Annotated in this window: 18 protein-coding genes; 8 read left to right on the top strand and 10 right to left on the bottom strand. The window is 32.8% G+C overall.

Annotated elements, in window-relative coordinates; all coding sequences use genetic code 11:
• Positions 1–136: 136 nt before the first annotated feature.
• Positions 137–1,039 (bottom strand): histone deacetylase, encoded by a 903-nt coding sequence (locus Q1A73_RS08950; protein ID WP_299604361.1) that lies wholly within the window; start codon positions 1,037–1,039, stop codon positions 137–139.
• Between the two features lie 137 nt (positions 1,040–1,176).
• On the opposite strand from Q1A73_RS08950, the gene Q1A73_RS08945 reads away from it, so the two are divergent.
• A complete protein-coding gene (locus tag Q1A73_RS08945) occupies positions 1,177–2,430 on the top strand; it encodes an MFS transporter (protein ID WP_299604358.1) in 1,254 nt (417 codons plus the stop codon).
• A 22-nt stretch (positions 2,431–2,452) separates the two neighbouring features.
• On the opposite strand, the gene Q1A73_RS08940 is transcribed toward Q1A73_RS08945, so the two are convergent.
• The 6 genes from Q1A73_RS08940 to Q1A73_RS08915 form a co-directional block, all read right to left on the bottom strand.
• Positions 2,453–3,940, bottom strand: coding sequence for a hypothetical protein (locus Q1A73_RS08940; protein WP_299604356.1), 1,488 nt, complete (start codon positions 3,938–3,940; stop codon positions 2,453–2,455).
• Between the two features lie 86 nt (positions 3,941–4,026).
• Positions 4,027–6,093, bottom strand: coding sequence for a methionine--tRNA ligase (metG, locus tag Q1A73_RS08935; protein WP_299604354.1), 2,067 nt, complete (start codon positions 6,091–6,093; stop codon positions 4,027–4,029).
• Positions 6,094–6,294: 201 nt separating this feature from the next.
• Positions 6,295–7,920, bottom strand: coding sequence for a DUF1501 domain-containing protein (locus tag Q1A73_RS08930; RefSeq protein ID WP_299604351.1), 1,626 nt, complete (start codon positions 7,918–7,920; stop codon positions 6,295–6,297).
• A gap of 8 nt (positions 7,921–7,928) precedes the next feature.
• Complete coding sequence (locus Q1A73_RS08925) at positions 7,929–9,389, bottom strand: DUF1800 domain-containing protein (RefSeq protein ID WP_299604349.1); 1,461 nt, start codon at positions 9,387–9,389, stop codon at positions 7,929–7,931.
• A gap of 234 nt (positions 9,390–9,623) precedes the next feature.
• Positions 9,624–11,249 (bottom strand): DUF1501 domain-containing protein, encoded by a 1,626-nt coding sequence (locus Q1A73_RS08920; RefSeq protein WP_299604347.1) that lies wholly within the window; start codon positions 11,247–11,249, stop codon positions 9,624–9,626.
• 7 nt (positions 11,250–11,256) lie between these two features.
• Positions 11,257–12,801: a DUF1800 domain-containing protein gene (locus tag Q1A73_RS08915; RefSeq protein WP_299604345.1), complete on the bottom strand. Its 1,545-nt coding sequence runs from the start codon at positions 12,799–12,801 to the stop codon at positions 11,257–11,259.
• 103 nt (positions 12,802–12,904) lie between these two features.
• On the opposite strand from Q1A73_RS08915, the gene Q1A73_RS08910 reads away from it, so the two are divergent.
• The 7 genes from Q1A73_RS08910 to Q1A73_RS08880 all read left to right on the top strand — a co-directional run bounded on the left by Q1A73_RS08910 (position 12,905) and on the right by Q1A73_RS08880 (position 17,877).
• Entirely contained in the window at positions 12,905–13,801 is an 897-nt protein-coding gene (locus tag Q1A73_RS08910) for an LD-carboxypeptidase (protein WP_299604343.1), read from the top strand.
• Positions 13,802–13,810: 9 nt separating this feature from the next.
• The gene (locus Q1A73_RS08905) at positions 13,811–14,170 is read left to right on the top strand and encodes a YraN family protein (protein WP_299604341.1); all 360 of its coding nucleotides are present in this window, start codon (positions 13,811–13,813) and stop codon (positions 14,168–14,170) included.
• A gap of 36 nt (positions 14,171–14,206) precedes the next feature.
• Positions 14,207–15,103 carry an aldo/keto reductase gene (locus Q1A73_RS08900; protein WP_299604339.1) on the top strand — a complete coding sequence of 299 codons (897 nt, stop codon included), beginning with the start codon at positions 14,207–14,209 and terminating at the stop codon, positions 15,101–15,103.
• A 99-nt stretch (positions 15,104–15,202) separates the two neighbouring features.
• Positions 15,203–16,324 (top strand): helix-turn-helix domain-containing protein, encoded by a 1,122-nt coding sequence (locus Q1A73_RS08895; protein WP_299604337.1) that lies wholly within the window; start codon positions 15,203–15,205, stop codon positions 16,322–16,324.
• Positions 16,325–16,403: 79 nt separating this feature from the next.
• Positions 16,404–17,324: a hypothetical protein gene (locus Q1A73_RS08890; protein WP_299604335.1), complete on the top strand. Its 921-nt coding sequence runs from the start codon at positions 16,404–16,406 to the stop codon at positions 17,322–17,324.
• A gap of 17 nt (positions 17,325–17,341) precedes the next feature.
• A complete protein-coding gene (locus tag Q1A73_RS08885) occupies positions 17,342–17,551 on the top strand; it encodes a hypothetical protein (RefSeq protein WP_299604333.1) in 210 nt (69 codons plus the stop codon).
• A 152-nt stretch (positions 17,552–17,703) separates the two neighbouring features.
• The gene (locus Q1A73_RS08880; RefSeq protein ID WP_299604331.1) at positions 17,704–17,877 is read left to right on the top strand and encodes a hypothetical protein; all 174 of its coding nucleotides are present in this window, start codon (positions 17,704–17,706) and stop codon (positions 17,875–17,877) included.
• Between the two features lie 59 nt (positions 17,878–17,936).
• On the opposite strand, the gene Q1A73_RS08875 is transcribed toward Q1A73_RS08880, so the two are convergent.
• The 3 genes from Q1A73_RS08875 to Q1A73_RS08865 all read right to left on the bottom strand — a co-directional run bounded on the left by Q1A73_RS08875 (position 17,937) and on the right by Q1A73_RS08865 (position 21,284).
• Positions 17,937–19,088 carry a hypothetical protein gene (locus Q1A73_RS08875; protein WP_299604329.1) on the bottom strand — a complete coding sequence of 384 codons (1,152 nt, stop codon included), beginning with the start codon at positions 19,086–19,088 and terminating at the stop codon, positions 17,937–17,939.
• 4 nt (positions 19,089–19,092) lie between these two features.
• Positions 19,093–20,283, bottom strand: a complete 1,191-nt coding sequence (locus Q1A73_RS08870; protein ID WP_299604327.1) for a serine hydrolase domain-containing protein — start codon at positions 20,281–20,283, stop codon at positions 19,093–19,095.
• Between the two features lie 89 nt (positions 20,284–20,372).
• Complete coding sequence (locus Q1A73_RS08865; protein ID WP_299604325.1) at positions 20,373–21,284, bottom strand: helix-turn-helix transcriptional regulator; 912 nt, start codon at positions 21,282–21,284, stop codon at positions 20,373–20,375.
• Between the last annotated feature and the right edge of the window lie 247 nt (positions 21,285–21,531).

Here is a 21,531-nt window from a genome sequence, read left to right as displayed (position 1 = left end):
CCGTTTTTGCGATTAGTGTAATTTCCTATAATAAGTTATTAGGAAAATTCCCTAAAGTTATTCGTTACGAATAAGGTAAAAATTTTAATAAATAATCAAATAGTATCAGTCAGCTGCTTTTTGAATTTAACTGGTGTTAAAAGAAGATGTCTTGTGCTAATCTAAAAGTATTGGCATGGGCATCAATGATGATTTTAATGTCGGGAGAGTATCCACCTCCCATGGAACACATTACTGGAATTTCTAAATCTTTACAGGTCTGTAAAACGAATCGATCTCTTTCTTTGCAACCATCCAAAGTGCAGCCAAGTTTGCCTAATTTATCAGAAGCTAAAATGTCTACACCGCATAAATAGTAAATAAAATCAGGTTTTTGCGTTTCAATAAGTTTAGGGAGTGTTTCTTTAAGTGCTTTTAAATATTCCTTATCTCCGGTATTGTTGGCTAACGGAATATCTAGATCGGATTGGTCCTTCTTAAATGGATAATTACTAGCTCCATGCATGGAAAAGGTAAAGACCGCTGGATCCTTCTCGAAGATTTCTGCAGTTCCATTACCTTGGTGGACGTCGAGATCAACAATCAGTACTTTTTCTACTAATTTTTTACTGAGCAATTGTCTCGCACCAATTGCCTGATCATTTAATAAACAAAAAGCTTCTCCACGATCTGTATAAGCGTGATGTGTGCCACCAGCGATATTCATAGCGATACCATTTTGTAAGGCATATCCAGATGCTTTTAATGTGCCATCGGCAATAATAATTTCACGATCTACAAGCTCTTGAGATAAAGGGAAACCAATCTTTCGAACGGCTTTTCGATCTAAGGACAAAGTAGTTAACGCTTCATAATATTCTTTGGTATGTACTGCTAAAATTGGTGTAGAATCTGGAATTTCCGGCGTAAAGAAGTTCTCTTTATAACAAGTACCTTCATGCAATAATTGCTTTGGTAGTAGCTCGTACTTAATCATCGGAAATCGATGTCCTTCGGGTAATGGATGTTTATAGATTGGATGATATGCTATTTTTAGCATTTGATCGATAAGAATGATAAGTTCAATAAAGAAAAAACGAATATACTATCTTTTTTGTAATCGCTGGATTTAAGCTTAAGCATCTGGAAAAATTTTAATGTAATACCATATCTTTATCAGGACAAACTACTCAATAAATGAAAAACGATCCATATTCCGCATTGCGATATAAAGAATTTAGTATTTTTTTAGTTTTGCGTTTTTCTTTGGTCATGGCCTGGACCATGCAATTTATTGTTATAGAGTGGCAAGTGTATAGTATTACAAAAGATCCTATTTCCTTGGGTATTATAGGTCTTATGGAGGTGATTCCTGCTGTATCATTGGCTTTATTTGCCGGCCACATTGTAGATCAAAAAGAAAAAAGAAGTTTACTTCGTATCTGTATTATAGGTTTTTTGTGTATTAGTTTGGGATTGTTTTTTCTTACTCACCCTGAAATTATAGACTCTATGCAACAATCTACTGTATTATTTGGAATATATGTGTTGGTTTTCTGTGGTGGGATTGTTAGGGCTTTTTTGGGCCCAACTATTTTTTCTCTTTTGGCATTATTAGTACCTAAAAAAATATATCCAAATGCTGCAACTTGGAGTAGTTCAACCTGGCAAGTTGGAGCAGTATTGGGACCTGCACTAGCTGGTTTTATGATTAATCTAATTGGTGTAAATTGGTCTATGCTGGTTATTGTAGGTTGGGCCACTTTTGCTTTTATATGCTTGATGAGAATTCCTGTAAAACCAATAATGAACCCAAATATCGGAGAGCCAGTATTACAAAGTTTGAAAGAAGGAATTCGATTTGTTTTTAAGACGAAAGCTATATTAGGAGCACTTACATTAGATATGATTGCTGTTCTTTTTGGTGGTGCAGTAGCGTTATTACCTGTTTTTGCTCAGGATATTCTTAAGGTAGGTCCTCAGGGATTTGGAGTTTTAAGGGCAGCTCCAGCAGTAGGAGCATTTATTATTATGTTTACTACAGCGTATTTTCCAATTAATAAAAATGCAGGAAAGAAGTTGTTACTAGCTGTTTTTGGATTTGGAATCTGTATTATTGTCTTTGGACTTTCTTCTGTTTTTTGGATATCAGTGGTTGCGCTCTTTTTTAGTGGTGTAACTGATGGCATATCAATGGTGATACGTCAAACAATATTACAACTAAAAACACCAGACCATATGAGAGGAAGGGTCTCTTCGGTAAATTCAATATTTGTGGGTTCTTCTAATGAATTAGGAGCTTTTGAAAGTGGTATTACCGCTAAATATATGGGAACTGTAACTGCAGTTGTGTTTGGAGGTAGTATGACATTAATCACTGTGATTTTAACTTCTATACTCTCTCCAGCTTTTAGAAAATTGGATCTTAGAAAGGATTTGGAGCAAGACTAAGTTAAAGTACTGATATTATATTTTATCTATTAAAGCTAAATAACTCATAAGTCTTTTTATTAGGGTCAAAGAAGCCATAATGAAGTTTATTTAGGTGTAAAAAGATATTTACCGCTTTTATATCATCACTTAATCCATCTTCAAATTCGAAAAGTATATCGTAACTATTCTTTCCGATATCCCCTTTAATGTGATTAAAATTAGAATCAAACAAACAATTAATATATGTAGATTTTGTGGTGGAGTAGGTGTTATAGTCATAAAAGGTAGGATTAAAACTTAACCAAATTCCATTATCAATGGTTCCACCAAAACCTAATCCACTACCAAAACCATTGATCCCGAAACCACTATCGGTAATTATTTCTTTGGTTCCTCCTAGAACTACATTGTACTCATCATCTACTTTATATACAGAAATACCAAGATTAGAAGAGGAGATTTTTCTAAGGTATTTTGATGTCTTTTCCATTTCGCGAACTCTGTTTTCGGAAAATGAAGGGAACATACCACCACCTTCTTGAATAATAGGAGAATTTTTAAATGTAATAGAATCTGCTTTGGTTACTTTATATTCTTTGATTATTTTTTCGGTTTCCAGATCTAATACTGTGAACTTCATTTTTTGATTGGAGCTTGCAATCTGAAAAAGTTTGTTGTCAAAAATATACGAGTTGCTTTTGGAATATCCTTCCTCTGTTTTAGAGGGTTTATCATATGATTTTACCTCAGCTGAAAATTTTTCTAAATCAATAAAACATAATTGAGTCTTTTCATGATCATAATCAAAACTAAAAATTAATTGATTATCCAGTTGATACAGTTTGTTTTCTTTTGAGGTTGTTTCAATAACATTTGGATTACTGCCTTCAATTTTTTCAACATCAATTATTGATCTTGATCTGTCTCCTGCAATAGATAGTAATAAATAGTATGCTGTTATGGTATGATTTCTATTTTTTGGATTAGGATACTCCATTTCTTTTAAGGAGACTACATGTTTTGTGGGTTTGAAGTTATGATCAAAAGTATAAATATTAAGATCTGATGTTTTTCTTGTGATTGTAATTAGGTGAATCTTATTGTTATGAACAATACTCTCTACATACTTCTCTCCTTTAATTTTAAAGTCGAGAAGGGTGTTTTCTGAGATATTTGTATCGAAGTTAAAAGTTTGAACACCAAATTTAGTATTCTGACTATTGCTAAAAAAGATAGAATATCTATTACCTATAATATTATAGCCTAATATATATCGATACTTAGAAGGCATCGTTTTAGCATTAACTTTAGACACCTCTTGATAGTCTTGATCCACCAATTGTGCATAAAACTGTTTTCCTTCTTCAAATAATAGGACTAAATTTTTATTAAGCTGATTAGGAAGAGCATAGCATTCTTTATTGGATCTTTTTTTCTCAAAAACCTCTCCTAATTCTAGTACTTTTTCTTGTGCAACTGATGAAAATACAACACACCATACACCAATTAAAATAACAACTTTTCTCATCTTTTATCTTTTAATTAGTATCAATTAGTTGCAAGAAAGGGATAAATGTTACCCCTTTTTTAAACTTGTATATTCTTAGCTTTTTATTAGCTAATTACCGCTCCTGGTTTTACGCTTTCTTCATCAGGGTTTAGAAATACTAGTTTTCCATCAGGTGTCTCCGTCATAAGAATCATACCTTTACTTTCTACACCTCTTAGTTTTCTTGGTGCAAGGTTAACAAGAACGGTCACTTTTTTTCCGATGAGATCTTGGGGTTTAAAGTGTTCTGCAATCCCAGAAACGATTGTTCTTGTATTAATCCCTGTATCTACTTTGAGCACCAATAACTTCTTAGCTTTTGGCATTTTTTCAGCTTCTACAATCGTCCCAACACGTAAGTCCATTTTGGTAAAATCTTCAAAAGTAGCTGTGTCTTTTTGTGGCTCTACAATTTTATTTTCTGCTTCGTTAGCTTTTTTGGTAGCTTCTAGTTTATCCAGTTGCTTTTGGATATCGGCATCATCTATTTTAGAAAATAATAATTCTCCTTTTTCGATTTTATGACCAGCAACCAATAAAACTTCTTTATCAGCTATTTCATTCCACTGAACTTCTAAATCATTAGATGTTAGCGCGAGCATATTTTTTAGTTTTTGCGAAGTAAATGGTAAAAACGGTTCAGATAAAGTTGCCAAAGCAGATGCGATTTGTAATCCAACATACATAATTGTTTTTACACGTTCGGGATCTGTTTTGATAAGTTTCCATGGCTCTTCGTCTGCAAGATATTTATTTCCTAATCTGGAAACATTTAATAACTCCTGACTTGCTTCTCTAAATCGATATCTTTCTATAGAACTACCTATAACATTAGGATAAGCTCTAAGCGCTGTTAAGGTTTGTAAATCCACTTCCGAAAATTCATTGGGAGTTGGTACAATGCCTTCATAATATTTATTAGTAAGCACCACAATACGATTTACAAAGTTTCCGAAATTATTTACTAATTCATTATTGTTTTTATCCTGAAAATCTTTCCAAGTAAAATCATTATCCTTAGTTTCTGGAGCGTTTGCGGTAAGTACGTAGCGTAATACGTCCTGTTTTCCTGGGAAATCCTCTAAATATTCATGAAGCCAAACTGCCCAGTTTTTGGAAGTAGATAGCTTATTTCCTTCTAAATTCAGGAATTCATTAGCAGGAACATTTTCGGGTAAGATATAGCTACCTTCCGCTTTAAGCATACTAGGAAAAATAATACAATGGAATACGATATTGTCTTTACCAATAAAATGGACAAGCTTTGTGTTTTTGTCTTTCCAATAAGGTTCCCAATCTTTACCTTCTCTTTCAGCCCATTCTTTGGTAGAAGAAATGTAACCAATAGGTGCATCAAACCATACATATAGTACTTTTCCTTCTGCACCTTCTACCGGAACTGGAATACCCCAATCTAAATCACGAGTTACAGCTCTTGGTCGTAGGCCATCATCTACCCAAGATTTTATCTGACCATATACATTTGTTTTCCAGTCTTTCTTATGACCAACTAAAACCCATTCTTTTAGGAAGTCTTCATATTGATCCAATGGTAAAAACCAGTGTTTGGTTTGTTTTAATGTTGGTTTTGCTCCAGAGATGGTTGACTTTGGGTTAATAAGATCGGTAGCATTAAGAGAGCTTCCACAGTTTTCACATTGATCTCCATAGGCTTCTTCATGTCCACATTTAGGACAAGTACCAATTACAAAACGATCCGCTAAAAATTGATCAGCTTCTGGATCATATAATTGTTCTGAAGTCTCTTCGATAAATTTACCATCATCATATAATTTCTTAAAAAACTCTGAAGCTGTTTCGTGATGAATAGGAGCAGAGGTACGGGAGTAATTGTCGAAAGTAATACCAAAATCTTCGAAAGACTTTTTGATGATTGCATGATATTTATCTATAATAACTTGTGGAGAAACTCCTTCTTTTTTAGCTCGCATTGGTATGGCAGCACCGTGTTCATCGCTACCACAAATAAAGGCTACGTCGTTTCCAGTTATTCTAAGATATCTTGAGTAAATATCTGCTGGAACGTAAACTCCTGCAAGGTGACCGATATGAATAGGCCCATTTGTATATGGTAATGCGGATGTAATTGTGTATCTCTTTGATGTGCTCATAATGCTTGTAAAAATGAGGGACAAAGGTAATAAACACCTAGATAAAATAAGAAACCTTTATATAAATAATATGGTTGTTTTACGAATAGCGAATTCTTAGATATTATGTGTGTTTTTTCATTTAAACCAAGAGTATGAGAAATAAAAAATCAGCATCTAAAAGATATAGATGCTGATTTCAAGTGTTTTGATGATCGTCTTTTATAGAATAAGGACAGGTTTGCTATAGCTTTTTTTACCTTTTGTGATTCTATAAGCATAAAAACCTTCGGATAGTGTGGTTTTTGCAGCCTGTTTTACATTTATGACGTGTTCTCCTTCTAAAAGAATTTCATTTTTTAGATTTGCAATCTTTTGTCCAGAAGAACTATATAAGTCCACATTAGTATGACCAGCTTCGGCATTTGTAATATGTATATATGATTGATTATCGGTGTAGGTAACAGTATGATTAAAGTTGTCGAACGTTGGAATCTCATCACCATCGTTACCATCTGTTCCTAAACTATTACAGCTAAACCCTAAATCAAGATTGTTAAATTGTTGACCAAGTAACACTTCATTTACCAAATTACTATCCACACATAGCCATTCTTTCATCAGGGAAGCATATACTTGTCTAAAGTCATTGGTGTTATACAGGTTTCCATTCTGATTTAAATTAGATAAGTCTGGATGTTCTCCAATAAAACCGTTACCTTCTAAACCAGTTCCGAAAAGCATCATAGGTGTAGCCGTACCGTGGTCAGTTCCTCTAGATCCATTTTCTTTAACTCTTCTCCCAAATTCGGATATTGTCATAGAAAGTACTTTATCATCCCATCCGGCATCTGCAAGATCTTTATAGAAATAGTCCATGGTTTCTGATAACTGAGTAATCAACTCTTCTTGTCTGTTTAATTGATCGTTATGAGTATCGAAACCACCAAGAGTTACAAAATATACTTTAGTTCCTAAATCACCTTTAATAAGTCTCGAAACGACACTTAATTGCTGAGAAAGACGATTGTCTGGATAATTTCCAAAATCGGATGTTCTTTCATAAGCTTCATTAATAACACCAGCATAGGTAAATGTTGTATTAGCAACACCTTTTAGGTACCCAACTTTTTCACCATGTGTACAATCGGGTAAATTATTAAGATCGTACAATGAACCATTTTGTGCTATTTCAAATAGTTTTTTAGGATCAGCAACAGAAAATGCAAAATTATTTTGAGACCCATTAAAAATAAGGTTACCACTACTTCCAATTTGAATAGCTGCGGGTTTTTCTGGCGGATTAAGTAAGTAATCGGGATAAATATTTTCAAAATATCTCGCCATCCATCCAGAAGTTTCCTGATCAGTTACATCTGATGTTGCCCAAATATCTGATCCTGTAAAATGAGACAAAGCACTTTGTTCATATCCAACGCCATGAACTATTTTCATCTGGCCATTACCCCAAAGTTGTTCGAATTTATTGGCATAATTTGGCATACCATATTCATCAGTAAGATTAAAGAGTTGATTTTCTCTAATTCTAATATTAGGTCTTGCGTTAGCGTAGGTATCATATTGATTTAAAGGAATAACGGTGTTTAAACCATCGTTTCCACCTTTAAGTCTTACAATAACAAGAACTCTATCTGTTTCGGAATCATTAAGAGCGGCAGACAGAGGTGAGGGTTTAGATACTGATAAGGCAGTATTGGCAAATGCAACAGTTCCTCCACCTACAATCCCTAAGGCTTGTAAAAATGAACGACGATTCCATTTTTTATGTTCTTTAGTATTACAACTCCCTGATTGAGGTGTAAAGTTTGTATAGTGAGTATCGCACATGATGTTTTTTATTTAAGTTGGAATTCTGGAATTTTTATTAGAAACTGTAAAAGATTGTATACTTGCTTAGGAGCAGTATCCCAATCTAGATCCCAAGTGCCATCTTCAAAATAATTTTCTGGAACTTGGTCTTTAAAAATTTCTAATCCTTGAGCGTATTCTGTATCACTAATAAGTTCTTTAGATAAAAAATTATCCATGATTGATTTAGAGACAAACTCGACATCATTAGAGTTTCCTCCTAGAATACTTTTACCAATTGTTCTAAACTGCTCTTCATTATGTCTCCAAGCTCTCCAAACATACCATCCAAGTCTATCCCATCTTAGGGTTATTGTACTAGAATCAATCCAATCTTTATCACCTTGCCAGCCTGCTACATCAACAGGCTTTAGTAGTTCTTGACCTAGCTCCTGGCAACCTCCACGTATTTTATTATTAAATTCAAAATCAGCAGGTAATTCGAACCCTAGATCTTTAAAAAAGTTAATCTGAACATCTACAGGACTTTTGATATGAACTCCATATGATTTTTCGTCAAAGAAATGTTCACTTTTAAAAAGTTGTCTTAGTACAGGAGCAATTTCAAAATTGTTATCTAAAAATGTTTGTGCAAGTTGATTCACAATACTTGTGTTTACAACTGGACTTACAAAGTAACGATAGAATTTACCACATATGAATTGTGCTATTTGCTGAGGTCTTTGTTCAAAAAGAATATTAATGACATCATTATAGTCCCAATTTCCAACTTGACCGAATATCGTTTTATCTTCATCATCAAATTTATTGGCGTCGAATGTTATTGGACCCCATCGTTGTTCTCTTTTATTCCAACCAGTAAGAGCTCTGGAAGTTTCAACAATATCGTTTTGCGTGTACCCATTATCTACACCTAATGTGAAGAGTTCATAGAGTTCTCTTCCATAGTTTTCGTTTGGTTTGTTCTTTGTGTTTTCATATCCATTAAGATAGATAAGCATTGCAGAAGAAAGTCCAATATCAGAAGTGAATTCTTTAAAATTTCCTATAGAGTGCAGTTGCAATAGGTTATAATATTGAAACAAATATGCAGGACTTTGATAATTAATATCTTCTGTTACAAAGTGATTGCTCCAAAATAAGGTAAGACGATCTCTAAGGTTATTCTGGAACATATCTGCTACCATTTGATTTTTCCAGTCTCTTCTATAACTGAATGGGTTATCTGGAGTGGCATCAAAATCATCTTTTACCCAATATCCCCATACAGGTGCTGGAGTAGGGTTTAAGTTCAAAGCTTCGTCAATGAGATTGTCAATTAAAGAAGCAGGAGTTTGGTTGAGGGCATCTTCTACCATTTGTGGAGTTGCTCCAAAACCAATTCTTCTAAATAAATGATTCACTTTTTGTCTATTCCAGGGATTAGAATTGTTGGGTGAATAGACATTTAATGAAGCAACATTACATGAAGTATTTGTTGTTGTCATAAATAGATTGAGTTAGTTAAGAATTTTGTTAGTTCGATTAAAGTGAGTGATTATTTGGAGTTGTTTTAAATTAAAATTTAAAACGCTAAAAATTACGTAATAACAGTAACTTTTTTATAGCTTATCTAGTATTCGTTTAAGTTGAGCTAGTATTTGTGAGGTTCAATAAAAAAAGGCACTTTTTGGGTAACCAAAAAGTGCCTTTTTTTATTGAATTTTAATTTGAACTCTCTATTAAGAGATCAATAATGATTTACTAAATTTTCCAGATCCTGTTTCGATTCTATATACATATTGTCCAGTACTAAGTCTGGTTTCTGAGGAAGCTTTAACATCAATCACATGCTCTCCTTCTAGAAGCATTTCATTTCGTAATGTTGCTACTTTTTGACCAATAATATTGAACAATGTAATATCCACATGAGTGGTTTCGGGATTATTGATATTAATAAAGGTCTGGCCGCCATCATAAGTTACTATGTGTGAAAGTGTTTCACCATCTCCAGGAATATTTGGGCTTACTCCACCGCAAGAGAATCCTAAATCCAGAGATTCGAATTCTGCTCCCAGTAATGCATCATTTACCGTAGTAGGGTCTATACACATCCATTCTTTCATAACGGTAGAGTATATTTGTCTAAAATCATTTGTACTTTCGGCATTGAAACCTACAGTAGGGCTATCAGGAAGTGTAGGGTGTTCTCCGATAAATCCATTTCCATTAAGACCTGTACCAAAAAACATCATTGGTGCTATAGTTCCATGATCCGTTCCTAATGAACCATTTTCTACTAATCTTCTTCCAAATTCAGAAATTGTCATGGTTAATACCTTATCGTCCCATCCAGAAGCCTGAAGGTCTGCATAAAAAGCACTAATTCCTTCAGAAAAGGAGTTTAATAACTGTTGATGCCTCTGTATTTGGTTATTATGAGTATCAAAACCACCTAGAGTTACCATATACACCTTGGTGCCTAGATTTCCTTTAATCAAACGAGCAACAATTCTCATTTGTCTAGCGAAGTTATCATCTTCTAGGTATCCTCCGAAATCTGTTGATCTATTAAACGCAGCAGAAATTGCTTCGGCATATGTATATGTAACGTTTGTACTTTCTCTAATAAAATTTAAACGGTCTCCGTAAGTACATTCTGGTGAAGGATCAAGACTATACCCTTGATTTTCGATGTAAGCTTCTAATCGTCTTGGATCAGAAATTGCAAAAGAGAAGTCGTTTTCTGGTCCTCTAAAAATTAAGTTACCAATACTACCAATTTGAATAGATGGAGGACTTTCTGGAGGATTAGTAATATAACTAGGATACAATTCCTGAAAATATCTACCCATAAAACCAGATCGCTCTTCTTCCACTAAATTTGTATTTGCCCAGATATCGGTACCTCTAAAATGCGACAAAGTTTGGTCTTCATAACCTACGCCATGTGCTACCTTCATCATTCCGTCTCCCCATAAATTCTCCAATTTATTCATTGGCTTGGGCATAGCATATTCATTTTCTTCTAAGTTGATGAATTCGCTAGGAGGTATTTTTATTAAAGGTCTTGCATTGGCATAAATATCATATTGATTTACTGGTATGATGGTGTTATAACCATCATTTCCTCCTCCAAGTCTACATATAATTAGAATATTATCTGTTTCGGCCTGACTTAAAGCTACGGATAGAGGAGAAGGTCTGGAAACAGTAAGATTTGTATTTGCTAGCATCATGGATCCTCCTCCGACAAGTCCTAGAGCTTGTAAAAAAGATCTACGGTTCCATTTTTTGTGATCATCTGTATTACAAACGCCTTCTTTAACGTTCGTTTTTATATTGTTGGGGTGGTGTGTATCGCACATAGGTTAATTATTTAAGTTGGAATTCAGGCAATTCATCAATGTGACTTAGTAGCGCATAAAATTGATCAGGAACACCTGATAAATCTAATGTCCATAAAAAGGGAGCAACAGCATCAGGTTCGTAGTAATTTTCAGGATAAAATTCCTTGAATATTGCCAATGCTTCATCGAACAAAGTCTGATCTTCTAGACCTCTTGGTAAAAAGTAATCTAAAATTGCCTTAACTACAACCGTTACTTGTTCTCCTTGCAATGTGTTATTTACAAACCCATCTGCTAGTGTTCCTATCGGAAGACCATTTAGGAAATCACCAAATTGTGTCTGATTTTGGGCATAGAAAGTATTAATAATGTTTTGTACACCTTCCCATCTTCCAATTAAGTAATCTGGGCTAATCCAATCTTCATCTCCCTGCCAACCTTCTACATCAATTGGATTAAGAACTTCTTGTCCAATAGTAGTGGTTCTTCCTAGTAATGAATTTAGTGAAGCGAGTGAAGGAGGTGATTCAAAATTTAATTGATTAAAATGGGATACAAATAGATCAATTGGACTTTTTATAATAGCACCTATCGCTTCCTGATTAAAGAAGTGTTCACTCTTGAATAGCTGACGCAATACAGGAGCAATTTGGAAATTATTAGTAATAAACGTTTGAGCCATTTCTGCAACAATCGCTTCATTACAAGTAGGACTAACGAAATAAGTATATAGCTTACCACAGATAAAATTTGCAATAAGTGTTTCTCTTTGTACAAACAGATGCGCAATAACATCATCTGGACTTCCTAAGCCATAGTATCCAAAGTTTGCTGATTGGCCAAAAATCGTTTTAGTGTCATTACTAAACTGGCCAGGATTAAAAGTAATAGGTCCCCATGGGATATCATTGGTCTCTGTCCAACCAGTAATTGCTTTTGCAGTTTCCAAGATATCATTTTCATCATATCCATTATCAACTCCTAGCGTAAATAATTCATATAATTCACGAGCATAATTTTCATTAGGTCGATCTCTGGTGTTTTCATCTCCATTTAAATATACTAACATAGCTGAAGAAATTCCTATGTCGTACACGAATTGTCGGAAATCACCAAGGGCATGAAATTGAAGAAGATTATAATATTGATATTGGTATGCAGGACTTCTATAGGTTTGGTCCTCTGTTACAAAATGATTACTCCAAAAAAGAGTCAATCGATCTCTTAAACCATTTTGTAAGAAATCATAAATCATTTGTCGTTTACCTTCTTCTTGATAAAAATTTATATCATTGTCTTCATTCAGCATTTCTGCCGCTTCAAACTGATCACGATTCCAGAAACCCCATTCAGGAGCAGCTGTAGGAACAAGTGCTAAGGCTTCATCAATTAATGAATCCACTAATGCAGAAGGATCGTTTTGATTTAAAGCGTCAATTACTTGTGTTTTAGTAGCTCCAAAGGCGACCCTGCGGTACAAATGATTAATTTTACTTACATTCCAAGGGTTTTCTGCTGTAGGAATATAAGGGTCTAACGATGCTAAGTTACAAGAAGTATCAGAGATCATAGGCAATAGGTTTAATTAGTGTTAAGGGACGATTTTCACTGTAATATAATAGTTTAGAACGAAAACATTTGTTAATTAGTATGATAAAATGAAAATTTAAGAAATGTTGAAGCCAAATTTTGTAGGAAAAGGAGATAAAATAGCAATTGTTTCTACAGCTAGAAAGATCACTAAAAGAGAGATTAAAGAAGCGATTAATATTCTAAAAGAATGGGGTTTGATACCGGTTGTAGGAGCTACAATTGATGTAGAAGATAATCAATTTGCAGGAACGGATGAACAAAGGAAGAATGATTTTCAGAAGATGTTAGATGATCCGGAAATTAAGGCTATCTGGTGTGCTCGTGGAGGTTATGGAACAGTACGAATTATAGATTTACTTGATTTTACAAATTTTCGAAAACATCCTAAATGGATCATTGGATATTCGGATATTACGGTAATTCATTCACATGTTCACAATTTAGGAGTTTCTACAATACATGCTGCAATGCCAGTGGATATTTTTAAAAGTACAGAGCAGACAAAACAATCTTTGTACAATGCACTGTTTGGAACCTACTTTAGTTATAAAATACCTTCGACACCTATTAATAAACTAGGAAATTCTCATGGACAATTGGTTGGAGGAAACTTATCTATGTTATATTCAATGTGTGGATCTACTTCTTCTTTGGATTGTACCAATAAAATACTGTGCATTGAAGATTTAGATGAATACTTATATCATATCGATAGAATGCTTCAGAATCTAAAGAGGAATGGATATTTTGATAAGTTATCTGGTTTAATTGTAGGTGGGATGACTAAGATGCATGATAACAATATTCCTTTTGGGAAAAATGTAGAGGAAATTATATTGGATATTGTGTCAGCGTATGATTTTCCTGTAGTATTTAATTTTCCTATGGGTCATATAGAAGATAACAGAGCGTTGATTTTGGGAGAAGAAGTTTCTTTAGAAGTTTCAGAAGATGGGGTAATTTTAGAATATGTATAATTCATTGGAATGGCAGAACATAATAAGCTAGGAAAAGAAGGAGAAAAATTAGCAAGTGAATTTTTAGAGAGGAAAGGGTATACTATTCTCGAAAAGAATTTTAGATATCAAAAAGCAGAAATCGATATCATTGCTAAGAAAGGCAATGTAGTCATAGCGGTAGAAGTGAAAACAAGAAGTACTCCAGAGTTTGGCGATCCTCAGAATTTTGTAAAACCAAAACAAATACAATCATTGGTAAAAGCAATTGATCACTATGTTATAGAGAATGATATGGACGTAGAAATACGTTTTGATATTATTGCAATTATAAAAAATGCTTCAGGAACCCGAATTGAACATCTCGATGATGCATTTTATCATTTTTGATGAGAAATTATTAAATAAAAATAGATATTATATACGATGAACTTTCGCAAACTTGGAAATTCGAATATGGAGATCAGTGAAATCTCTTTTGGATGTATGTCTCTTCAGGAAAACTCATCAGATGAAATAAAGTTAATTCAAACGGCTTTCGATAAGGGGATCAACTATTTTGATACTGCTGATTTATATCAAAATGGGGAAAACGAGATGCTTTTGGGAAAAGCAGTAAAGAGTTTTCGTGATCAAATTATTATTGGAACTAAAGTAGGAAATCAAATTAAAGAAAATGGTCAAGGATGGGATTGGAATCCAAGTAAAAGATATATCATTAAAGCAGTTGAAGATAGTTTAAAGAGGTTACAGGTCGATTATATAGATCTATATCAATTACATGGAGGTACGATCGACGATCCTATTGATGAAACTATTGATGCTTTTGAAACATTAATCAAACAGGGAAAAATAAGGCACTATGGAATTTCATCTATTAGGCCGAATGTTATTAGGTCTTATGTGCAAAAGTCTAATATTACAAGTGTAATGATGCAGTATAGTATTTTGGATAGAAGACCCGAAGAATCTTGTTTGGAGTTGTTACAGAAAAATAATATCGGTGTTTTGGCAAGAGGCACTTTGGCCAAAGGATTATTGGCAGGGAAACCAATAAAAGAATATTTGGATCATTCAGTTTTGGAAGTGGAACAAAATCTTAAAAAATTAAAAGATGTATCCAAAGATAATCTATCCCTAAAAGAAGCTGCGATACAATTTGTACTTACAAATACTGCTATAAGTTCATCTGTGATAGGTTTTAGAACAAAAAAGCAATTACTAGATTGTTTAGAAACATTAAAATCACCTTCATTTTCTGATGTAACGTATCAAAAATTACTAAATACGATCTCAATACATCGTTATAAGAATCATAGATAAAATTAGTTAAAAAAATGGTTAAAGTAGTATGAGTGTACCCAAACGTACTACTTGATTTTAAAATTTGGTTAGTTTTGAAATAAACGAAAAATCTCTGGTATGAATTCTTTCGGAATTATTGATTTGTTACTTTTCTTAGGAATTAGTCAAGGTGTTTTTCTAGCAATTACGCTCTCATTACTGCATAATAGAAATAAATCAGCTAACAGAATTTTATCATTGCTATTGCTTATTGCTTCTATTATGTTAATAGGAAGGATATTTTATCCAAAATTTTCTGGAGTTCTCTTCTTTAGAATAGCATGTTTTGTAGACACATTGATTTTTATTTTTGGTCCATTATTGTATGTCTACATTAGGAGATTAACTTTTTTAGAATCGCCAGTATATCGAATGTCGTTGTATCATTTTATTCCAGCATTTCTTCATCTTGCTTTTTTTGGTTGGACACTATTTTATTCTCAGGAAGAAGTATTAAAAATGATACAGAATGGAGATTTTGGAATGATTTATTTTATTGTCGAAACCCTAGGCTTAGTTAGTAATCTTATGTATACTATTTTGTCTTATGGTTTATTACAAATCTATAAGAAAGAGGAAAAAGCAAATCTTTCATATTCTCAAAAAGTCCAAAAATATATTGAGATGTTTTTGATAGGTATTTCTATTTTTATGATTTTATGGGTTATAAGTTATCTGAATAGTTTCTTTATTAGAAGAAGAGAATTGGCTTTTGTAAGTTATCATTTAATTTGGGTTTCGATACCTGTTTTTATTTATATAGTTGGTTTCTTTAGTTTAAAACAGCCAGAGGTTTTTAGAGTTCCTATACAGAAGAAAAAAAGAGAAATAAAGCAGCGATTGTCGGGAAAAGAGTTAGAGCAGCTCAAGAAATCTTTGGAGGAGTTAATGGTTGCTAAAAAAATATATCTTAATAATGAACTTACGTTAAAAGATCTTGCTAAGGAATTGGGTACTACTACCAATAATGTTTCTTGGTTGTTAAATAATATTCATCAATGTAGTTTTTACGACTATATCAACCAATATAGAGTTCAGGAATTTATTTCAAAAATTCAGAATGGAGAACATTTTAAACACACGATTTTGGCCTTATCACTAGATTCTGGTTTTAATTCTAAATCTACTTTTAATAAGGCATTTAAAATGGTTAAGAATGATACTCCAAGCAATTATATTAAAAGTTTAAAAACTAGCTAAAAGCGTTTCATAGTATACACTCGGTCGATTTGAGGAGATTTTTGATTCAATTTTGAAGTAAACCTTAAAATTAAATCAAATGAAACGAACAGTTAGTTATTTTTTTAGTCTTCGAAAATTAAGATATACTCTTATTACGTTATGGACTCTTCTTGCATTTTTATTGCTTTCTTCATGTATATCAGGAGAAGTGCCAAATATTAGTACCTCCGTAGAGACAGTAGTAGAAGGTTCCTTTTACGATGGGTTGGCGATTGATCGAAAAGGGAATTTATACGGGTCTGATTTTGTTGGAAATACCGTTTATAAAATGAATCCGGATAGAGAAGTTACCGTATTTGTAGATGGATTAGTTTCTCCTAACGGTATTGGAATTAACAAAAAGAATGAAGTATACGTTTGCGATCATTTTGGAAATACTATTTATCAATATTCTGAAGATGGAGTCCAATTAGATAGTATTCCTGCAATTTCTCCAGCAGGAATCAAAAGAATACCAGGAACAAATGATATGTTATTTGTTGAATATAATACGAATACTATCAATATTTTATCAGAAGATAATATGGTAACCAAACTATATGAAGGAACACCGATAAATGGACCTGCAGGAATAGCATTCGATAAAAGAGGAGATGCATATATAGGAAATTTTAATGATAGAAAGATCTATAAATATAAAGATGGTGATCTTATTTTTATTGCTGAGTTACCTGCAACCGCTGCGAATGCAAATTTTCTTGGATTTTTAACGTATGCACGAGGTTTTCTTTTTGCTACACAACTTGGAGAACACAAAATCTATAAAATTAATCCTAATAAAGAGAACGAATTTGAGGTGTTTGCTGGAAGTATTTTAGGAAATAACGATGGTGATATTTCTGAGGCTACTTTTAATTTTCCAAACGGAATTTTGGCTAGTAGAAATCAGAAGACTTTATATGTTTCTGATGCAGGAACAAGTAATCTTCGAATTATAGAAACTAGTATTGAATATTAATCTTAAATCAAATAATTATGTTAAAGTCAATTTTAAAATTAGATGGGGTAAAACAAATGAATAAAGAACAAAAAAGAAGCGTAAAAGCAGGTTTTGGCTCACAGATTTGTGTAGAAGGTAGTGCTTGTAGTTTCGGAAGTTTTGGACCAGTACCTTTTTTATCTTGTATGCTTGGGGTTGAAGATGAGGAGCTTCAATGTGTAAATGGAGTATGGACAAGAGTGTAGTTTTTTATTCAAAAGGATCTTTCATGAAAATTTTTTTGGCATATGAAAGATGAGAAAAAGGTATTTTTAAAATATTAATGAAATAAGGGAATTTTCCTCTTTTTTATTTTGTACCTTATACCAGAATTCAAATAATCTTAAAACAAATTATTATGTTAAAATCAATTTTAGCTCAACAGGGAGTAGAACAATTAAACAAACAACAACAACAAACAGTAAATGGAGGAAGCGGTAATTTGAATGATTTTTGTCACTCAGATCAAGAGTGCTGTTATCCACTAATCTGTGCAGGATGTTTATGTAGACCTGTAGGAGGACCAGTATAGAAAAAAGGCTAATTCAAATATTTTAAAGTCCAGAATATGAAAATATTCTGGACTTTAAGTTATAAAGATGTTTTCCAAGCGGTAAAAGACCAAAGCCCATTCTCAAAGAAGTTGATAGACATTTTATCTCTTTCTTTATCGAAGCTAAACCTAACAACAATATCTTCAAATGGGAAAAAGAAAGTATCAGAAGCTGAAGGATTAACCGTTAATTTCATACCATCTGAAAATATTATTTTGATTCCTTTACCATCTTTTTCAACCATAACTTTGCCAATAAATCCATTTTGATAGGTGCCTGTATAATTATCTAAAACAGTATCATCTAAAGGTATTTCTATTGGTTTAGACGATATATGTTTTTTGTCTTTGGCCTGAATTGATTTTAGATTGCTGAAACTGTAGGAGACATTACCCCTTGATAGAAGATCATAAATGTTTGTTTTAATTATTGTATCTGGATCATGTTTTGAAAAAAACCAAATCTCTCTGGTAGTGAGATTTTGAATATTCGAATACATGGTGGCTCCATTTTTTTGAGCGGTTTCTTTGCATATTAAGGTCATAGTGGATAAACTAGCTCCAAGTACGGATAACTTCGAAGTAGCAATAGGATATCTCCAACAAGAAGTACTTTTTTCTTTGCTACAAACATCAAAATTTGTTGATACTAAATGGTTACCATTCGTAACTAATTTGATACCAGACGCACTTATGATTGCGAAATGTCCTTGTTTATCTGCTACATGCATTTGGGCACTTGTAAATCCGTTTTGAAACCAATAGGTGTCAAAGAATTCAATTACTTGTGTTACAGTGCTAAAATTTCCTAAAATGAAAGGTAATATGGCATTGTCACCCTTTGGAAATACTTTTTTAGAAGTAGGATCGAAATTTTCGACATTTGGTATAGCATTAAAGTCAAAAGTTAGACCAGCTTCATTCATTCCTCCTTGTATTTGTCCTCCTTGACCGTATTTTGGGGATAGATAAGATAATGTATAATATCCATATTTTTCATCCTTAGATTTTGTATATACATTTATAAAATTAGCAATTCCAAAAGGGCCATCCTCATTATTTGCATTCCATACATGTCCATTTCTTGCTATTGCGCTTACTATTGTACATGGTATAGCTGAAATAGGAACGCCAAATAAAATAGTAAAGAATACTATTGTTTTTAAAATTGATATTGTTTGATTTTTCATGCTCCTAAGATTTTTCGGTTATAAATATTTTAGCAATTGCGTATACGTTTTCAAATAGATCCGCAGATGTTCCATTTTTATTAGCTAGCATGGATATAGATAAATTGTACTCTGGAAATAGCATTAGTAATGAAATAGATCCATTAGCAATGCCGCCATGATGCCATATATTAATTTGTGTACCATTTTCGAATATGTCTTTGGTGTCATTTCTCCATCCAATAGCATAATTTTGTTCATTGATTTCTGAATTGTTTAGTAGTACTGGTGTAGTAAGCAATTCTCTGGTTTTTAGGTCAAAAAGACGATGATTTATAAAAGCGTTTCCTAACTTAACCAAAGCTGTAGGAGATGCTAAGTATCCTCCACCAGCCCATTTATTGCTGTTGTTTACCGGATACACTTCTTTATAGTGTTGGTCTTGTACCTCGTAAAATTTTGCTGCATTTTTTATGGTTTCAGAAGTCTCTTCTTCAATATATTTTGCTTTTAAAGGATCAAATACAGATCCTTTCATAAATTTTGGGAATGCTTTTCCAGTAGCTCCTTCTAGCATTGCACTTACTAATGTATAATTATAACTGCTGTAGCTAAACTGTTCGCCAGGATCAAATAATAACGGATCATCATCAAATAAACTTACACTTTGTTCCACACTAGAAAAAGAGTCGTTGTTATAATATTCCCAAACAGGAAAACAAAAGCAAACTCCATAGTTTCGTATTCCTGATGTATGAGATGCAAGCTGTTTTAGCGTAAGTTCTCCAAGATGATTTTTTATGTAAGGAACTAGTTGTTTTACCTTTTGATCCAAACGAAGTTTATTTTCTTGAAGAAGCACTCCAATTCCTAATGAAGTTACAGCTTTAGATGTACTTCCTATTCTGAATTTAGTATTTAGATCTACCAATGTTTTGTTTTTAATATCTTGATATCCCATTGCGTTAGACCAAATTACCTTGTTATTCTGACCAACTGCAATCGATACAGCTGGTGCGTTTAATCTATTATAGATATTTTTTAAAATACTATCAGCTTTTTGTTGCGTAATATTTTGATGTGTATGTATCGGGTTTAATTCACTTTTGCCTGGAGAATTATTCCAACCTGATGTATATGTGAAAATAGGCTCAAAAAAGAAGTAGATTAATAGTAATAATGCAATAATTGTTATAGATATGATCGCTTTTTTCATGATAGTTTCTGATTAAAATTGAGATAGGTTTCCCAGTCATTAAGTGTTGTTCTTAATGAAGAAAAAAGAATTCTTAAGAAGTGAGAATATTATTCTAGATGAGTTTCTTCTTGTTTAGCTTTTATCATTTCAGAAATTCTGTACAACAAGATAATTTCTAAGATAATAGTTGGAGTAAGCAGGAAATATCCTAGAATCCCTAATAATACTGTTGCCATACATCCATAAGCAATGATTTCGAAGATTCCTGTTGTTTTGGCTAGCATTCCTAAAGCATTTTGTAATCTAATTACAGAAATTCCAAATAGAACACCGATAATACCAATGGATACGCTATGAGCACCTACTATGTACATGGTGTCAAATTCTCCAAGATATATGGATATGATATCATAACTATAGAAAATGATTGTCATAATTGTTAAGATAAAAGCTATAATTCTTAACAGATAGTTTTTGAAAATTTTACCGGATAATATAAATCCCCGCATAAACAAAATAAATGAAGTTAGCACCGTTAATTTAAGAATACTATAGATTGCATTAGATACAATCATTGAATTATCAAAGTATCTTGCATAATCAAAAGCAAACTCAACGAAGCCTAATATAAAATAGATGATTCCACTAATCCATGAGATGGTAAGTTGTCTATTTAAGAAAGAAGCTTCTTTACTATCGTCAATATCTAGCAGAAATAGTTTTTTAAATTCTTTGGTTACCTGAGAATCTCTTGTTTGGATGTCTTCGAGATCATAATCTAAAGCGGACAATATGGTTTTAATAGTGTAACTTCTTGGTGTTACTTCTCCTGCTTCTATGCGTTGAATGGTTCGAACACTAATGTTACATTGTTCTACGAGTTCTTCTTGAGTTAACCCTTTTGATTTTCGTAATTCGGATATTTTTATTCCTAATGCTGGCTGTTTCATGATTTTTAAGTTTTTAGATTCTGTAGAAGTAGTATTCTCTGCAGTAGAATGACTAGAACTTGTTTTCATTTGATACAGCAATATTAGGTGTATGAGATAGTATCTCAAATTTTTACGCTTGACTTTGACCCGACATTAACCTGACATTTCAGTTATAGTGCGGTGTTCGAAGATTTTGCTAGGTTTATTTAATTTTGAAATATAGGAATTATTTCGAAGTATTCCTGTTTGTCTTAAGAAGATATTTGTAGCAATTACACAAAATTAAAATGGAAGATAAGTGAACTTAATACAAAAAAAGAAATATTGTTTTTAA

The sequence above is a fragment of the uncultured Aquimarina sp. genome (genome assembly GCF_947492115.1).
GTDB lineage: Bacteria > Bacteroidota > Bacteroidia > Flavobacteriales > Flavobacteriaceae > Aquimarina.
This window is presented reverse-complemented; position numbering and strand designations above follow the sequence as displayed.

Bases quoted from the DNA above. Each gene is read 5' to 3' on its own strand.
- Q1A73_RS08940 (WP_299604356.1), bottom strand. From the start codon at position 3,940: ATGAGAAAAGTTGTTATTTTAATTGGTGTATGGTGTGTTGTATTTTCA.
- Q1A73_RS08910 (WP_299604343.1), top strand. From the start codon at position 12,905: ATGTTGAAGCCAAATTTTGTAGGAAAAGGAGATAAAATAGCAATTGTT.
- Q1A73_RS08900 (WP_299604339.1), top strand. From the start codon at position 14,207: ATGAACTTTCGCAAACTTGGAAATTCGAATATGGAGATCAGTGAAATC.
- Q1A73_RS08895 (WP_299604337.1), top strand. From the start codon at position 15,203: ATGAATTCTTTCGGAATTATTGATTTGTTACTTTTCTTAGGAATTAGT.
- Q1A73_RS08930 (WP_299604351.1), bottom strand. From the start codon at position 7,920: ATGTGCGATACTCACTATACAAACTTTACACCTCAATCAGGGAGTTGT.
- Q1A73_RS08925 (WP_299604349.1), bottom strand. From the start codon at position 9,389: ATGACAACAACAAATACTTCATGTAATGTTGCTTCATTAAATGTCTAT.
- Q1A73_RS08945 (WP_299604358.1), top strand. From the start codon at position 1,177: ATGAAAAACGATCCATATTCCGCATTGCGATATAAAGAATTTAGTATT.
- Q1A73_RS08905 (WP_299604341.1), top strand. From the start codon at position 13,811: ATGGCAGAACATAATAAGCTAGGAAAAGAAGGAGAAAAATTAGCAAGT.
- Q1A73_RS08870 (WP_299604327.1), bottom strand. From the start codon at position 20,283: ATGAAAAAAGCGATCATATCTATAACAATTATTGCATTATTACTATTA.
- Q1A73_RS08890 (WP_299604335.1), top strand. From the start codon at position 16,404: ATGAAACGAACAGTTAGTTATTTTTTTAGTCTTCGAAAATTAAGATAT.
- metG (WP_299604354.1), bottom strand. From the start codon at position 6,093: ATGAGCACATCAAAGAGATACACAATTACATCCGCATTACCATATACA.
- Q1A73_RS08865 (WP_299604325.1), bottom strand. From the start codon at position 21,284: ATGAAAACAAGTTCTAGTCATTCTACTGCAGAGAATACTACTTCTACA.
- Q1A73_RS08875 (WP_299604329.1), bottom strand. From the start codon at position 19,088: ATGAAAAATCAAACAATATCAATTTTAAAAACAATAGTATTCTTTACT.
- Q1A73_RS08880 (WP_299604331.1), top strand. From the start codon at position 17,704: ATGTTAAAATCAATTTTAGCTCAACAGGGAGTAGAACAATTAAACAAA.
- Q1A73_RS08920 (WP_299604347.1), bottom strand. From the start codon at position 11,249: ATGTGCGATACACACCACCCCAACAATATAAAAACGAACGTTAAAGAA.
- Q1A73_RS08885 (WP_299604333.1), top strand. From the start codon at position 17,342: ATGTTAAAGTCAATTTTAAAATTAGATGGGGTAAAACAAATGAATAAA.
- Q1A73_RS08950 (WP_299604361.1), bottom strand. From the start codon at position 1,039: ATGCTAAAAATAGCATATCATCCAATCTATAAACATCCATTACCCGAA.
- Q1A73_RS08915 (WP_299604345.1), bottom strand. From the start codon at position 12,801: ATGATCTCTGATACTTCTTGTAACTTAGCATCGTTAGACCCTTATATT.